Below are 16,033 nucleotides of genomic sequence, written 5' to 3' on the forward strand. Positions count from 1 at the left end.
AACCGAAGGGGACAATCCCCTTCGGTTTATCAAATCATTAGTTTTCTTCTATTTCTTTACGATTTTTCTTGAACATTTTTGATAAAATTTCATAGACGATTGGAACGACGATCAATGTCAGTAACGTCGAGCTTGTTAAGCCTCCAATAACTGTAATTGCAAGACCTTTTGAGATAAGGCCCCCGCCGCCTGTTCCAATTGCTAACGGGATTAAGGCACCGATCGTGGCAATAGCTGTCATTAAGATTGGACGCAGACGAGTAGCCCCCGCTTCAAGAATCGCCTCACGCATTGGCATACCATCACGTTCCATATGGATGATCCGATCAACCAATACAATTGCATTGGTGACGACTATCCCAATTAACATTAACAGTCCCATCATAACGGATACTGAAATCGTTTCTCCTGCAATCAGCAATCCGACAAATGAGCCAATAACAGCAAACGGTAATGAGAATAGGATCGCAAATGGCGCCAATCCTTCACCAAAGGTAACAACAAGAATAAAGTATACAATCGCAATCGCTGCAAGCATTGCTACACCAAGCTGCGTGAAAGTTTCCGTCATGTCAGCGGCTACACCAGCAACATCAACACGGACTCCTTTTGGTAAGTCTAATTCATCAATTGCTTTATCAATTTCAGCTGTTGTTTTGGAAATATCCTTATCTAGAATCGTACCAGATACTGACGCATAATATTCTCCTTTGCTTCGCGCAAGGGTGTTGAGAGTGGTTCCTTCCTCAACTGTTACAAGTTCAGAAAGTGGCATCGTTGTTCCAAGTGCTGTTGGAATTTGTTGCTCTAGCATTTCTTCGATTGTTTTAGGCTGGTCTTCTTGCTCATGTTGAACGATCACCTCTAGCGTGTTTCCATCCTTTTCAATCGTTGTTAACACTTCTTTCGTATGATTAGGACTTAACATCATGACAATTTGTCCTGCCGTTAAACCATATTGAAGCAATTCATCTTGCTCCACTTTAAATGTATGTTCAACATATGCATCTTCTGCAGTTGATGATACATCCTCAAGACCGCCATTTTCGTTCATGACATCTTCAACCATTTTCACCGCTTCGTTTAAACGGTCTAAATCTTCACTATAGAAAGTGTAGCTAACTTCATTGGTAGACATATTCATGGATGCGAAATCTTGGCTCTTCCATTCTCCACTTTGGTCGATGTTGAACACATACTCTTCAACTTCTTCTCTAACTTCTGGGAAGTTATCCATATCTGAATCAAAGATGAGATACATTAAAGCACCGCCAGCTCCACCACCCATCATCGCTGTCATCATATCTGCACTATCGCTGTCTGTTACGGACACTTGTAAAATATCTATGTCTTCATGCTTTAATAGTTCTTGCTCTACTTCTTCAACATTGGCTAATGTTTCATCAAGAAGCTCACCAGTTTCCGGTGTGTATGTTAAATACATCACTTTCTCTTCTTCGCTTCCCATAAAGCTAAAGCCGATTAATGGAGTTAATGCTAAGCTTCCTGCTAATAAAACAACCGCAATGATTGAAGTAATAATCTTGTGATTCAGCGATTTTTCGAGAACCTTTTTATACCAATTGGATAATTTCCCGGAATCTTTATGGCTGCTCTCCGTTTTTTCTCCGTATAGCTTCTTCTTAAACAAAAAGTGAGAAAGTGCTGGAACAATCGTAATCGCCACAAGTAATGAAGCACCAAGGGCAAATGACATCGTTAAGGCAAATGGAACAAACAATTCACCGACCATGCCACCAACAAACACAAGTGGTGCAAAGACCGCTACTGTTACTAACGTGGACGATAAAATCGGTTTAAACATCTCTATCGTCGCTTCACGTACTAAAGCACGACCTGTCAATTTCTCCCCTTTTAAATGAAGTCGCCGGTAAATATTTTCAACAACGACAATCGAGTCATCGATGACACGGCCGATTGCTACCGTAATCGCTCCAAGGGTCATAATGTTAAGCGTAATATCCATCCAGTTTAAAATCATTAACGCCATGAAAATCGAAACAGGAATGGACACAATGGAAATAATCGTTGATTTAAAATCTCTTAAGAACAAGAGAATAATTAAAACAGCAATTAAACCACCAAATAACGCCTTCTCTACCATCGTAATGACGGAGTCCTTAATTGGCTCCCCTTGGTCAAGAGAAACATCGATTACAAGTCCATCAATATTTTTCATTTCTTCGTCTGCCAAATCCTTAACGGCATCAACAACATCAACAGTGTTCGCCTGTTGACCTTTTATAATCTGAATGGCAATTGCATCTTCTCCATTTGTACGGGATACAGATTGCACTTTACCCACTAATTCAATAGTAGCAATATCGCTCAATTTCACAAATGGAAGCGGCTGCGATTCTGAAGGTGTAACAGGAATTAACATTTCCTTTAATTCTTTTTCCGTCATAAATTTACCGTCTACGGAAACTGCCTGCTCACCATCTTCAAACTCAAATAAGCCTAATGAAACAGCCATGTCACTTGCTTGAATCATCTGTTTAACATCATCTTCTGTCAAGTCAAACTGAGCCATTTTCTCTTCATTATAGGTAAGCTCTACTTCCTCAATATGCTGACCAGTAATCGTAGCAGAAGCTACTCCATCGATCTTTTCTATTTTTGGAAGTAAAACATCTTCCACAGTGGAAGTTAATTCGACAATATCTTCAGTCTTACTGCTTACACTCAGGGCGACTACAGGCATCATATTCATGCTAATCGCTGTAATCTCCGGCTCTTGCGCACCCTCTGGTAATTCTACTGAGTCAAGAGCAGATTGAAGGGCACGTTTTGCTTCATCCATATCAATGCCATAATCATACTCTACTTGAATATTTGACATGTTAGAATATGAATTGGAGTAAACCGATTTTACATCTTCTAGATTCTCAATCGCCCGCTCCAACGGTATGGACACATCTTCCATAACCTGCTCAGGAGTAGCACCAGGATATACATCCATAACCATTAAATACGGAATAGAAATATCCGGAATCGTTTCCATGTTCATTCGAGTTCCGGAATAAATACCAGAAGCAGTTATAATAATGGTCAACAACCAAACTGCTAGTTTATTTTTCAATACAAAGTTGACTAAATTTTTCACTGTTACACCTGCCCTAAATTGACTTATAAAACTCAATTATTTATAATAATGACTAGACGGTCATTTGTCAACGAATTAATCTAGGAGCGAACTAAAATGGCTAAAAAACAATTGATTATGGAAAAGGCACTTGAACTCTTCGCCAAGCAAGGATTCGAAGCCACATCCGTTCAACAAATAACAGAATACTGCGGAATTTCCAAGGGAGCTTTCTATCTTGCCTACAAATCAAAGGACGAGTTAATACTCGCCTTGCTCGACCATTTTATGGAACAGTACATCTCGAATATTGACTACACGGTCAAAAATTCGGATAATGAAAGCCTTTTATTTTCCTTTTATCATTCCGCTTTTCAAACTGTCCAAGAGCACTCTAATTTTGCCAAGCTTATCATTAAGGAACAGGCACAAACATTTAACGGTGAGCTCTTCATCAAAATGCAATATTACGACCAACTGTTAGAACAGTTGATCCTCGCTTTGATAGAGCGTTTGTTTGGTGACAAAGCGACAAAATATGATTTAATCTACACGATTAGAAGCTTTATGAATGTCTATACAGGTTTGTTACTATTTCACAATATCCCTTTTGATATTGAGCGTTTATCGCAAGCGCTTTCAGAAAAAACAACAGTGCTAGCTGAGCATGCCACCATTCCGTTTATCACCGAAGAAGTGGCCATGTTTATGAGAGAGTATCGGATTGAAAAAGAAGTCTCCAAAGAGGAAGTCCTTGAAATCATGGAGCAGAAAATAAAAGAACTAGAAGAATCCGTCGAAAAAGAGTCCCTGCTATTACTGAAAGAGGAAATGATCAATCCATCGTATCACTCTGCCATTATTGCAGGTTTACTAGAAAACATCCGGAGTCATCCCCATTGCAAATGGGTCGCTTACTTATTAAGAAATTATTTTGGCTATGAAAAAAATTAGGAATCCAAATCATCATAAAGTAAAGCCTTTTTTCGATTAAGAGCGGATATCGTGTACACATAAACATATCCTTTGACATCGTAAATTATTTTATTGATGCACCATAATAACAGCTAATGGTAAAGCTGCAATTTCTGCCATAATCATGATAGACTCTTGCATTATTTTTACACTAATAGTAAAATTCAAAATGAACTGGAAAATTGTAGCTAGGGTTCCGCTAATATTATTAGGACAGCGTCCGAGGGCTACATCTTTTACAATATGTAAAAGGCACCTATTGACATAAAAGGTCCGAGGGGAAAGGTTCAACGTATTTGTTATGCGTTGAATTCCTTCTCTTCAGACCTTTTTTTATTTTAAGGAGGTCTGTATTATGAGAAGAATCGATGAGTTAAAAGCCGGTGTTGCCACTATTGTTTTAAATAAGGAGAAGCAAATTCTGTTACAAAAACGGGCCGATGTAGAACTTTGGGGTATTCCTTCAGGACATATTGAAATAGGTGAGACCGTGTCCGAGGCTGCTATTCGAGAAGTAAAAGAAGAGACCAATTTGGATATACGTATAAAAAAGTTAATTGGTGTATATTCTGATCCTCATTCACAGGTGTTTGAATACCCAAATGGAAAAGTCATACACTTTATTACAACTTGCTTTCTGGCTGAAATTACAGGTGGAGAGCTTAAATGCAATTCAAACGAGTCGCTAGAAATTAAGTTTTTTGAACAGTATAATCTACCGCAAAATTTATTAAACATGCATCCCAGATGGTTGGAGGATGCTTTATCCGATAGGGAACTAGCTTTCATTCGTTAAGAAGAATAGATGTTGAATAAAGAAGCATCCTTCAATCTGAAATTCAAAAAAGCTTGTGGTTTTGAAAACTACCTCAAGCTTTTTTGTCTGTTCATTGCTTTGTGATTAATTTAGTGAATTCATTTTGATTTTGAATTTCTCCATCAAAACAGCTGCTTCAAAAAACTCCCTTACTTCACAATACTCTTTAAAATATTATCAATTATTTGTCCGTTTGCTATTGCTCCTGTATAGAGCCAGCTTTCATCTGGAGTGAATTCGAACACGTTGCCAGCCTTAACAGCAGGGATGTTTTTCCACAACGCCTCATTTAACGCTGAAGAACCGCTCGCTGAATCGCTGTTGATCAAGAATAAATATTCCGCATCAAGTTCGACTAATTTCTCTAATGAAATGGCATTCCAGTTGCTTTCTGCACTAGCTGATATTTCTTGAACAACCTTTGGTACCTGAAGACCTAAATCTTGATACATAACAGCACCGCTTGATAGGGAATCACTCACGACAAAGAAGCTGCCGCCAACGAGCCAAATCGCTGCTGCTGAAGGATTTCCGAGCTTATTTTCAATTTGTTCCTTCGCCTCTTTTGCTTTTGCATCATACTCTTCTAATACCTTTTTCGCTTCGTCCTCTTTGCCAAACACTTCACCTACACGAAGTAATTCATCGCGCCAGTCGTTATTTTCCTCAGTTCCAATTACATATGTCGGAGCAATTTTATTATATTGCTCGTATTTTCCACCCTCAACCATACTTGCTGAGTCCATAATAAGTAAATCTGGAGAAAATTGCTGAACCGCCTCAAACGGTAAATCGTGTGGAATCGTTGGAACATCTTTTAGTTCTCCTTGCAAATACCCTTGAATGCTGGCACCATCATTGACGCTCCATTGGGCAACCGGAATAATTCCTAACGCAACTAAATGGTCTTCAAGATATGTAGCGATCACCCGTTCAGGATTTGCTGGAACCATTACTTCATTGCCCATTGCATCCGTCAACACACGTTCCGTTGAAGACTCTGCATCCGTCTCTTGCCTCGTTTGCTCATTTTCTTTTGGTTCGGATTGACTATTTTCTGTTTCTCCACAAGCAGCTAACGTCGCAAGCAACAATCCAGCTCCAAGTAGTTGCATCAATTTCTGTTTTATCATTGGAATCCTCCTAGGAATATGGTAAAATAGACTCAAAAATACAGGTTAAATGATAATGATTATCGGTTTCAATTAAAATACAAAATTACGATAATGTCAATATCCTATCACAAATAATTTTGTCTATTCTTTGAAGAAAGTAGTTACGAACCATGCCAAAAAATACTCAGAATGAACTGCATAGCAATTATCTTATTGGAACAATTATTTTAATCGGCGGTGGTGTTCTTCTTTTTTTCACCATGATTTCTTCCATCCATTTTGGAGCTGCCGATCTCAGTTTTAAATCGGTATGGGAAGCCATTTTTTCCTATGATGGGGACAAATCTTCCCATGTCATTGTCCGAGAGTTAAGACTGCCTCGTGCCCTTGCTGCTGTTACAGTTGGAGCCGCTCTTGCCGTTGCGGGGGCGATTATGCAAGGAATGACGAGAAATCCATTAGCTTCCCCTTCAATTATGGGAGTGACAGCCGGATCGTCCTTTTTAATTGCCATTGCTTTTGCCATATTTCCCGCTATTTCATATACGGGGTTAATTGCTTTTTCATTTTTAGGAGCTGCTCTTGGAACGATTTTAGTATTTGGTATCTCATCCTTATCTAAGGGCGGCATCACACCTGTTAAGCTTGCTCTTGCCGGCTCAGCGATTACCTCGCTGCTCAGTTCGCTTTCTACTGCGATTGGAATTCGCTTTAACGTATCAAAGGACATTAGCTATTGGTATGCTGGAGGCGTCTCAGCTGTTCAAATGGAGCAACTTATGTATGTGGCCCCTTTTGTACTTGCCGGCCTTATTCTCGCTATTATATTATCCCGTTCCATTTCCATTCTTAGTCTCGGTGAGGACATCGCCAAAGGATTAGGTCAGAATACTGGGGCTATTAAATTTCTCGGAACAATCACCGTCCTTTTTTTAACGGGGGCGGCTGTCTCCATTGCAGGGATGATTGGCTTTGTCGGACTTGTTATCCCACATATCGCCCGTTTTCTAGTTGGAGTGGATTATCGCTGGATTATCCCTTGCTCCGCCGTATTAGGTGGACTATTGTTGCTCGTTGCCGATATTGCAAGCCGCTTGCTTAACGCTCCATTTGAAACACCAGTGGGAGCAGTCACAGCAATTATCGGTGTGCCTTTCTTCCTTTACCTCGCTCGGAAAGAAGGGAGGGAGCTGTAATGAATCATTCTTTATCAAAGGACAAGCGGAAATTTAAAATTTTCATGGTGACGACAAGCATCCTTATCGTGTTCATGTTCTTCCTTAGTATTAACGCAGGATTTATCTCAATTCCATTTAAAGAAGTGATCGATACGTTACTCGGAAAAGGAACAGAACACAATGAACTTACCATTTTCAGCTTTCGTTTACCACGAATCATTCTCGCCCTTTTAGTCGGGATGGGAATATCAATTTCAGGAGCTATCCTTCAAGGGATCTCGCAAAATCCTTTAGCTGATCCGGGGATTTTAGGAATTAATTCAGGAGCCGGCTTTGCTGTCGTCCTTTATATGTTTTTCTTTCAAGGCACGACCTTTCTGACGGGAGCATTATCGATCTTTATTATGCCTGCGGCTGCCCTGATTGGTGCATTTGTAGCGGCAATTTTAATCTATGCGATTTCTTGGAAAAAAGGCCGCGTCACCCCGGTTCGTCTACTCCTAGTTGGGATTGGAATTAATTCCGCCTTTAGTGCCGGGTTGATTGTATTTCAGATGAAGATGGAACCAATTGATTTTATGAAAGCGATCATTTGGCTTTCCGGAACGATTTGGGGAACGAATTGGACATTTGTGCTTGCATTGCTGCCGTGGATATTTATTCTTATTCCACTGGCCATATATAAATCAAGATATTTAGATGTATTACGCCTTAGCGATCCTATCGCAATTAGTGTTGGCGTCGATATTGAAAGGGAGCGAAGAATTCTCCTTCTTATTTCAGTTGCTCTTGCAGGGGCATGTGTTTCCGTTGGAGGAGGAATTACCTTTTTAGGATTAATTGCACCGCATATTGCGAGGCGTTTAATCGGAGCAAGACATGCAAAAATCCTCCCTGCCACCGCATTAATAGGAGGACTCCTCCTTCTAAGTGCAGATACATTAGGAAGAGTGATCATGGCGCCAATGGAACTGCCCGTTGGACTCGTCGTTTCCATTCTTGGCGCTCCATACTTCATTTACTTGTTAGTTAAAACGGTCTAAGAAAAACGAAGAGAAGGTACGCTGCTCATTCATTTCCCAGCAGAACGTACCTTCTCTTTTATTCCATATATCCTTCCACTAACTCATAGCACCTTTTTTCTGTCAAGTTTGCTTGAGTACTGAGATATTGCAAGGACTGCATTGATCCACCTTCATATGGGAGCGACTCTTTAGTTGCTGTTTCGTCCCTATAGATAATCCATTTTCTTTGTTCCTCTCTAAGACTGTTCATTTCTTTTTGCGCCAATGTTTTTTCAAGTTTACGATATATTTCATTTAATGCATCATCCCAGCTTTCAAATATTTCCCCTTGGGCTTTTGTCATATCGACCTGCGTACCCGTTTCAAGGATTTTACGTTGTGATGCTAAACTTTTCTCCACGTCCTCCAGCTTCTTTAAAAAAATGGCCTTCTCGCTCGCAGCACTTAAAGCTTCTTCTTCCACTATATTTTCCTGCTGCTCTTTTTGTAATTCCGCTTCTGCTGTTTCAATCAATTGGTCTAGTTGGTTTTTCACATGATTCTCCAATCCTTCCTCCTGTAAAAGAACAAGAGCTGTCGATAACGCATCTTCCCACTGACGCTCTGTGATCGCTTCTTTCACTTCATTTAAAGCCACCAGCTGTTCATAATACCTTTTCGCTTCAGTATCATCCGGCTTTTCAGCTAATGCTCTTTCAAAGGATGCGGTCGCTTTTTCCGTATCTTCACTTTCCAAGGTTGTTTTGCCTTGTTTCATGGCTGCTTCATAATCACTATTTCCACAGGAGGCTAATAAAAACAGACATGCTATGACTACTAATTTTTTCATGACAAACTCCCCTTCCCTCTTCTTATGAATATTGCAAAACCTTCTCTTTCGTTTCAAACGGAAGCTTTCCTTCCATATAAATTTCATGCCAAATCATAAAAACAATTACTGTCCACAATTTTCTGCTATTATCCTTTTTTCCCTTTTGATGCTCGGATAGAAGAAAAAGAATTAAATTCTTTTCAAATAAGTAATCAGTTCTACTTTCGATAATTAATTGATAAGCCCAATCAAACATTTCCTCTCGTAGCCAATGACGAATAGGAACTGGAAATCCAAGTTTTTTTCTATTCAAAACCGATGTCGGAATCAGCCCTTCCATCGCCTTTCTTAAACTATATTTCGTCTGTCTATTAGTAACCGTAACCGTATGATCAAGCTGAGAAGCTACTGTAAAAACTTCCTTATCTAAAAAAGGCACTCGCAGTTCTAAGGAATGAGCCATCGTCATTCGATCCGCCTTTACGAGAATATCTCCCGGAAGCCATGTATGAAGGTCGATAAACTGCATCTTTTGTATATCGTGCAAATGGGGTACCTGTTGATACAATGCTTTTGTAACATTGTCATACTGCCAATCAGGATGATAGTTTTTTAGTAGTACCTTTTTTTCTGCCTCCTGAAAAATTTTTGCGTTCCCGATATAACGTTTCTCAATGCTCGTTGCCCCCCGTTCAAGAAAACTTTTTCCTTTTACCCAATTTGGCAGTAAGCCCGCAAACGTTTTACATTCTTTTTTCAATAAAGATGGCATGTATCGGAAGTACTTCAAGGCATAAGGTTCGCGGTAAATGTTATAGCCGCCGAACAGTTCATCTGCTCCCTCACCGGAGAGCACGACTTTCACATGCTTGCTGGCCTCACGAGCAAGAAAATATAAAGGTACGAGGGCCGGATCGGCAACCGGATCGTCTAAATGCCAAATAATTCGTGGCAGTTCTTTTATAAACTCATCAGCACTGATCACATAGCTAATATTTTCAACACCTAATTCGTACGCTGTTTCTTGAGCCAAATCAATTTCACTAAAGCCCTCCCTTTCAAACCCAACTGTAAATGTTTTAATATTAGGATTTATCTCCTTGGCCAAAGCAACGATGCTCGTCGAATCAATCCCACCTGAAAGAAATGCTCCAACAGGAACGTCACTTCGCATATGCATAGAAACAGAATCCTTTAAAACATCCTGAATTTTATTTGTCGTTTTTTGAAACGAATCGACTTTAGGACAAAAACTAGGTTTAAAAAACACCTCTATTTCCATAGGCTGTCCAGCTTTTTTCATGAAAAATCGCCCTGGCTCTAACCGTTTAATCTCTTTAGCGAATGTGTGTGGCTCTGGTACATATTGATAAGTTAAATAATGATGCAATGATTGCAAATCTAAATCACTATCATGTTGCAATGCTATAAGAATACTCTTCTTTTCCGAGGCAAAATAAAAATCTTCTTCGTCTTCATAATAATAGAAAGGCTTAATGCCAAAATGATCTCTTGCCCCAAATAACTCCCTTTTCTCCTGATCCCAAATGACAAAACTAAACATTCCCCGCAGTTTATAGACAGCATTTTTGCCAAGATGACTGTATAAGGCTACAATCACTTCAGTATCCGATTCGGTTTGGAAAGTATAGCCAATGGCTATTAATTCATTTCTCAGCTCAATGTAATTGTATATTTCCCCATTAAACGTAATCCAAAAACGATTCGCAAATACAAGAGGCTGATGGCCGCTCTCAATATCAATAATACTCAAGCGTCTAAAGCCAAGATGAACATCATCATCAAAAAAATAGCCAGCGTCATCAGGTCCCCTATGAACGATAACAGATGACATTTTATGGGCAAGCTCATGAATCCCACAATTATTTTCTCCCATATACCCGATAAAACCGCACATATACTTCTCTCCTATTCCCAACCAATTTCTAATTATTCTAAGGGCAACGTCACCTCAACCGTTGTACCTTGCCCGTATTTACTTTTAAAGATGATTGTGCCGCCATGCTTTTCCACAATTTTTCGTGAAATAGCTAGGCCGAGTCCAGCTCCGACTATATTGTTGTTAATCTTGTAAAACGATTCTGCAATAAAAGGTAAATCCTCTTCCTTAATTCCAATTCCTTGATCAGAGATAGAACAAAAGAGGCTCTCGTCTTTAATGATCACGAGTATACGTATCTCTGTTCCTACTTCGGAAAACTTTATGGCATTATCAAGCAGATTTAATAACACTTGTTTCATCTTATTGCGATCGACACAAATATTAACTGGTGTGCACTCGAGCTTTAGTTGGACATTTTTTTCCTCTGCCCTTTTCTCAAGCTGAGCCGCAGCCTCTTGGACAAGGTGGTCAAATTTTATTGGCGCAGGCATTAACACCATTCGATCAGATTCATATCTTGAAAAATCCAACAGATCTTCGACAAGCTCGATAAGTCGCTCTGATTCACCCTCAATCATCTTTAGTCCAAATTTTGCCTCTTCTTTCGTCAAATCATCTGAGGATTGGATTGTCTCTATCCATCCTTTAATACCCGTTAAAGGCGTCCGAAGTTCGTGGGAAATAGAAGAAATAAATTCATTTTTTAACTGGTCCGTTTTGACAATCTCATCAGCCATGTAATTCAACGTTCTAGCCATCTCACCTAATTCATGGGGAAACTCCTCTGCTATTCTTTTCTCAAACTTCCCTTTTGACATTTCTTTCGTAAAGTCAATAATCTTATTTACTGGCTTTACAATTGAATCAGCGAGCCTGAGACTTACTAGAAATACAGTAGCAGCAACGAGTGCACAAACAAGAAACCCATAGGCCATGAGGCGTTCAATCGTTTCATGTACGTTTGCTAGAGAAGAGCCATATCGAAGAACACCAATTGCTTGTCCCTCTAATACGAGTGGGATATAAACGGCAATGAATTCTTGACCAGAAAGCTCGACCTTCTCCTCTTCATAAACAGTCGAAAAGTTAAATATATCTGGATTTAACTCATACTTAATTTGTTCATAAAAACCTGTAGACGATTGCAATAGCTCCCCTTGCAAATTTAGCAGTTCAAGATCTGCACCCTTATACTGATAATCCTTTATAATTTGTTCGCTATAATCTTGAAGCTCTCCGTAAAGTCTTTCATTTCCTTTGTCCCATAATGGCGTTATAGCTTCAACATGGTTCTCAAAGGTATTTGCAATCCCTTGATAATAATACTTCGTTAAAGCAAAGCTCATAATCGCCAGCATTAACCCAAGGGTTAGGGTAATGATGATCATAAAATATAAAATAACTTTTCGTTTCATACCCTATTCCTTCCAGTGATATCCACGTCCCCATTCTGTACATAAATGGACGGGGTTGGATGGATCCTTTTCGATTTTTTGGCGAATACGCCTTATATTGACATCAACTACTTTAATATCACCGACATAGTATTCTCCCCATACTTCGTCAAGAAGCTCATCCCTAGAAAAGACGCGGTTTGGGCGACTCATCATGAACTGCAAAATCGAGTATTCCGTTGGCGTTAGCTTAATCTCTTCATCTTCATGTATGATTTTTTTATGAGCTTGATCTAATCGAAAAGATCCGGAAACAATATTTTTTTTCCCATATTCCTCAGGGCTGTTTAACCTTCTCAACAGTGAATAAATCCTTGCCTCCAGTTCGGCTAGGCTGAACGGTTTGCTTAAATAATCATCCGCTCCCATGATTAAACCTTCCACACGATCTTTTTCCTGAGTCTTTGCAGTAAGCATGATAATACCAACTGTTTGATTTACCTTTCTAATTTGCTGACAAACCTCAAACCCATCTATTCCCGGAAGCATGAGATCAAGAAGGATGATCGCAAATGACTCACGCTGAAAATACATTAAAGCATCTTCACCTGTGACCGCCTCTTTGACGATATATCCTTTCTTTCTAAGATTTAAGCTTAGGAAACTTCTGATCGATAATTCATCTTCAACAACGAGAATATTTGTCATGTATGGTCCTCCTCAAAACTCATCTTGCAATAAGTGAAATTGTGTAAATGGAAAATCCTTCATTTCTGCCATTTCTGTATAAAAAACCATGTCCTTCGTTTCTTCGAGAATCGTGGCAGACGCAGGAGCAAGCATATCATTCTCTTGCCAGCGCACCTCAAAAAGGACGTTTCGGCTTGCAATATCTACTAGCTGGACACCATCATCCAGTTTATTCAGCGTCACTTTTTCAAACCAAGCTGGCGGGATTTCAATATAAAACCTTCTCTCACGATCGGTATAGCGCTCCATCACTTTGTGCGAATCTCCATCAATAGAATAAGTCGAGTAATATTCAATAAATGGAATATCTGCAAATGCCGTCTCTTCCCAGCCTTGTGGAATATACATACTCCCTACCTCTAAAACACCATCATTATTCATATCTCGACTATAGAGTGGTTTAGCCTTAATCATATCTTCTTCCAATTTAATTAAACCTTCATCACCGAAAACAACCATTTCTGTCGTCATGGAATGAGCTCCAATTGCACTATCAATGAACAAAGCTTGATGACCATCACTTAATTTTCCACTTTCTACATTTTCGTGAAAGGCGTAAGGGTCTAGACTAACAGTATCAAGTAATTGTAATTCCTTATTCTCGTATTGAAAGAGATCAGCATTATAAAATTCCCTTTTCTTCCCATCAATAACGAGAAGCTCCTCCACTCCATCACGATTATAATCGGCTACATCCACTACATCATAAGGTCTTTCTAATATTTGTTGAAAACTGCCTTTGTTCCACTCATAAATCAATAACTGCTTTTCTGTTTCAAAATCGGAGAAGTAAAGTCCGATCACAACTTCCAATACACCATCCTCATTTAAGTCGGATAACTTAAAGTAATCCAGCAAATAATAATCTGTCTCCAATTTTGTTAATTGCTCCCACTCCCCATCTTTTTCACGAAGAAAGAGGAGTTGAACATTTCGATCGGTCTTATTTTCCCTATACAAAACGACTGCTTCCAGTTCTCCATTCCCAGTTGTTTCCTCCACGAAAATGGACTCTTTTGTTAATCCATGCTTCGCGGTAACGAATTCCATATTTGCTGGGAGCAATTGCTGAACTTTTTCTCTTAATGCTGTTTTCTGCCTATCTCCACTTGGAGGTGATTCAATTAAATCGCTCGGTCCCTTTACTAGCAGACTCGGCTTTTCAATAATGTCACAAGCCGATAATACGATAAAGACCGCTATGAGTATAAAAAATTTCCATTTCCCCTTCAAAATTCGCTACCTCCAAAATTTTACTCCACTTAAGTAACTTAATTATAATGCTCTTGAATCGAGGATAATTTACAAAGTAGTTACAATTTTGCTCTGTTCCATACATTCCTTAGTATTCCCTTGATAAATTTGGAACAACATCATGTTGCAACGCCCATTTAAATATTTTTCACAAATATTACTTTACCTGTCGTAGTAATTATGATACATTGAAATTACTACGACAGATGAAGTACGACAAATGGAGTAATATCCATAAAAACCTGCAGAAAGGAGACTTCTTTTGATTAGCAGTGATGTTATTCGGGGATACAACGATACGATCATTCTTTATTTATTGTTAGAAAATGAGTCTTATGGCTATGAAATATCCAAGCAAATTAAAGAATTGTCTCATGAGAAATACACGATTAAAGAAACCACTTTATATTCAGCTTTTAATCGCTTATTGAATAACGGTTATATCGAAGCCTTTTATAAAGACGAAACATTTGGCAAAAGGCGCACTTATTACAAAATCACCAAAGCGGGAATTCACTACTACAAAGAAAAATGTCAAGAATGGGAATTAACGAAGGAAGTTATTAACCGATTTATTAGGGAGGATTTTATATGAATACCCTTGTTGATTATTTAGATAACCTATTTGCTACTTTGCCGAAGACAAAGCAATTAGAAGACATACGAGCAGATATGCTGGCAAATATGGAGGACAAATATAATGAGTTAAAAAAATTAGGGAAATCTGAAAATGAAGCGATTGGTATCGTCATTTCAGAATTCGGTAATATTGATGAACTCTTGAATGAACTTGACATTCAATTAGAGCAAAAAGAAACCCACTTCCCTTTATTATTAGAGGAAGAGGCTGAAGACTTTCTTAAAACAAGTAAAAAGGCAAGCATGCTTATAGGACTCGGCGTGACCCTTTGTATGCTTGGAGCAGCGTTACTCATTTTATTTTTTCAGCTTCCAAACTTTTCTGAACTTGCCGCAACAACCATCGGTGTGACCACGTTACTTGTTCTCGTAGCCATTGCCGTTGGACTCTTTATTTACGGAGGCATGCTTAAGGACAAATACAAAACGATTGAAAAAAAAGGAGAATTCTCCCTTTCATTCAACATGAAAAAAATGCTTGAGGACAAGGCGAAAGCCTATCAACCGACATATGCACTATCCGTTATTTTCGGCGTCATATTATGCATTCTTTCTCCCGTATCTCTCTTTATCGCCATGGCCATAAGTGAAGAAGCTGTCAATTACGGTGTTGTTGCCTTGCTTTGTATCATAGCCATCGCGATAAATATTTTTATTTACTATGGAGGCATAAAAGACAGCTACAATAAATTGCTGAAGCTTGAAGAATACTCCGAACGTCAAAAGGAAGAAAACAAAGTAGTTGGGGCAGTTGCAGCCATCATTTGGCCACTAGCTGTTTGTATCTTCCTCATCACCGGCCTAGTTTATCAGCAATGGCATATCAATTGGATTATCTTTCCGATCACAGGTCTTTTGTTTGCGATGTTTAGCGCCGCATATAACATCCTGAAAACAAATGAAACAAAATGAAACGAGGCTGGGACATAAATAGCCTCTAATAAGTACCACCCGTGAGAACGGGTGGTTTTCTCTGCGGCTGAAAGCCTTTGTTACTGACCAAACCCTAAAGGGCTACTGAAAGGTTCGCCAATTGTACTACTTCTACTGGCCAGACCTCAAAGGC

The 16,033-nt window shown here is 39.2% G+C and carries 13 protein-coding genes; 6 read left to right on the forward strand and 7 right to left on the reverse strand.

Annotated elements, in window-relative coordinates; all coding sequences use genetic code 11:
* Positions 1 to 37: 37 nt before the first annotated feature.
* Positions 38 to 3,127, reverse strand: a complete 3,090-nt coding sequence (locus PZE06_RS10665; RefSeq protein ID WP_150915600.1) for an efflux RND transporter permease subunit — start codon at positions 3,125 to 3,127, stop codon at positions 38 to 40.
* A gap of 96 nt (positions 3,128 to 3,223) precedes the next feature.
* Here PZE06_RS10665 and PZE06_RS10670 point away from each other — a divergent pair, with 96 nt between their 5' ends.
* Together PZE06_RS10670 and PZE06_RS10675 are read left to right on the forward strand one after the other, a co-directional pair.
* Entirely contained in the window at positions 3,224 to 4,060 is an 837-nt protein-coding gene (locus PZE06_RS10670) for a TetR/AcrR family transcriptional regulator (RefSeq protein ID WP_150915599.1), read from the forward strand.
* A gap of 376 nt (positions 4,061 to 4,436) precedes the next feature.
* Positions 4,437 to 4,877, forward strand: a complete 441-nt coding sequence (locus tag PZE06_RS10675; RefSeq protein WP_150915598.1) for an NUDIX domain-containing protein — start codon at positions 4,437 to 4,439, stop codon at positions 4,875 to 4,877.
* 170 nt (positions 4,878 to 5,047) lie between these two features.
* Here the strand turns inward: PZE06_RS10675 and PZE06_RS10680 are convergent, their stop codons facing one another.
* Positions 5,048 to 6,031, reverse strand: coding sequence for an ABC transporter substrate-binding protein (locus tag PZE06_RS10680; RefSeq protein ID WP_150915597.1), 984 nt, complete (start codon positions 6,029 to 6,031; stop codon positions 5,048 to 5,050).
* Positions 6,032 to 6,183: 152 nt separating this feature from the next.
* On the opposite strand from PZE06_RS10680, the gene PZE06_RS10685 reads away from it, so the two are divergent.
* Both PZE06_RS10685 and PZE06_RS10690 read left to right on the forward strand, forming a co-directional pair.
* Complete coding sequence (locus tag PZE06_RS10685; RefSeq protein WP_150915596.1) at positions 6,184 to 7,209, forward strand: FecCD family ABC transporter permease; 1,026 nt, start codon at positions 6,184 to 6,186, stop codon at positions 7,207 to 7,209.
* A complete protein-coding gene (locus PZE06_RS10690; protein ID WP_150915595.1) occupies positions 7,209 to 8,234 on the forward strand; it encodes a FecCD family ABC transporter permease in 1,026 nt (341 codons plus the stop codon). The genes PZE06_RS10685 and PZE06_RS10690 overlap by 1 nt, the downstream gene beginning before the upstream one ends.
* A 58-nt stretch (positions 8,235 to 8,292) precedes the next feature.
* Here PZE06_RS10690 and PZE06_RS10695 read toward each other — a convergent pair whose 3' ends face one another.
* From PZE06_RS10695 to PZE06_RS10715, 5 genes are read right to left on the reverse strand one after another with little or no spacing between them, the layout of a single operon-like run.
* Positions 8,293 to 9,045, reverse strand: coding sequence for a lysozyme inhibitor LprI family protein (locus PZE06_RS10695; protein ID WP_191963215.1), 753 nt, complete (start codon positions 9,043 to 9,045; stop codon positions 8,293 to 8,295).
* A 22-nt stretch (positions 9,046 to 9,067) separates the two neighbouring features.
* The gene (asnB, locus tag PZE06_RS10700) at positions 9,068 to 10,945 is read right to left on the reverse strand and encodes an asparagine synthase (glutamine-hydrolyzing) (RefSeq protein ID WP_150915593.1); all 1,878 of its coding nucleotides are present in this window, start codon (positions 10,943 to 10,945) and stop codon (positions 9,068 to 9,070) included.
* A gap of 32 nt (positions 10,946 to 10,977) precedes the next feature.
* Positions 10,978 to 12,345 carry a sensor histidine kinase gene (locus tag PZE06_RS10705; protein WP_150915592.1) on the reverse strand — a complete coding sequence of 456 codons (1,368 nt, stop codon included), beginning with the start codon at positions 12,343 to 12,345 and terminating at the stop codon, positions 10,978 to 10,980.
* Positions 12,346 to 12,348: 3 nt separating this feature from the next.
* Positions 12,349 to 13,032, reverse strand: a complete 684-nt coding sequence (locus PZE06_RS10710; RefSeq protein ID WP_150915591.1) for a response regulator transcription factor — start codon at positions 13,030 to 13,032, stop codon at positions 12,349 to 12,351.
* A gap of 12 nt (positions 13,033 to 13,044) precedes the next feature.
* Entirely contained in the window at positions 13,045 to 14,307 is a 1,263-nt protein-coding gene (locus PZE06_RS10715) for an FG-GAP repeat domain-containing protein (protein WP_150915590.1), read from the reverse strand.
* A gap of 283 nt (positions 14,308 to 14,590) precedes the next feature.
* On the opposite strand from PZE06_RS10715, the gene PZE06_RS10720 reads away from it, so the two are divergent.
* Positions 14,591 to 14,923 (forward strand): PadR family transcriptional regulator, encoded by a 333-nt coding sequence (locus PZE06_RS10720; RefSeq protein ID WP_150915589.1) that lies wholly within the window; start codon positions 14,591 to 14,593, stop codon positions 14,921 to 14,923.
* On the forward strand, positions 14,920 to 15,879 hold the full coding sequence (locus tag PZE06_RS10725) for a permease prefix domain 1-containing protein (protein WP_150915588.1): 960 nt from the start codon (positions 14,920 to 14,922) through the stop codon (positions 15,877 to 15,879). The genes PZE06_RS10720 and PZE06_RS10725 overlap by 4 nt, the downstream gene beginning before the upstream one ends.
* Positions 15,880 to 16,033 lie beyond the last annotated feature (154 nt).

It is taken from the genome of Robertmurraya sp. DFI.2.37 (genome assembly GCF_029211245.1).
GTDB classification, from domain to species: domain Bacteria; phylum Bacillota; class Bacilli; order Bacillales; family Cytobacillaceae; genus Robertmurraya; species Robertmurraya methanolica_A.

Excerpts from the sequence above, each read along its gene's own strand:
- PZE06_RS10670 (WP_150915599.1), top strand. The coding sequence starts at position 3,224 with ATGGCTAAAAAACAATTGATTATGGAAAAGGCACTTGAACTCTTCGCC.
- PZE06_RS10675 (WP_150915598.1), top strand. The coding sequence starts at position 4,437 with ATGAGAAGAATCGATGAGTTAAAAGCCGGTGTTGCCACTATTGTTTTA.
- PZE06_RS10680 (WP_150915597.1), bottom strand. The coding sequence starts at position 6,031 with ATGATAAAACAGAAATTGATGCAACTACTTGGAGCTGGATTGTTGCTT.
- PZE06_RS10685 (WP_150915596.1), top strand. The coding sequence starts at position 6,184 with ATGCCAAAAAATACTCAGAATGAACTGCATAGCAATTATCTTATTGGA.
- PZE06_RS10690 (WP_150915595.1), top strand. The coding sequence starts at position 7,209 with ATGAATCATTCTTTATCAAAGGACAAGCGGAAATTTAAAATTTTCATG.
- PZE06_RS10695 (WP_191963215.1), bottom strand. The coding sequence starts at position 9,045 with ATGAAAAAATTAGTAGTCATAGCATGTCTGTTTTTATTAGCCTCCTGT.
- asnB (WP_150915593.1), bottom strand. The coding sequence starts at position 10,945 with ATGTGCGGTTTTATCGGGTATATGGGAGAAAATAATTGTGGGATTCAT.
- PZE06_RS10705 (WP_150915592.1), bottom strand. The coding sequence starts at position 12,345 with ATGAAACGAAAAGTTATTTTATATTTTATGATCATCATTACCCTAACC.
- PZE06_RS10710 (WP_150915591.1), bottom strand. The coding sequence starts at position 13,032 with ATGACAAATATTCTCGTTGTTGAAGATGAATTATCGATCAGAAGTTTC.
- PZE06_RS10725 (WP_150915588.1), top strand. The coding sequence starts at position 14,920 with ATGAATACCCTTGTTGATTATTTAGATAACCTATTTGCTACTTTGCCG.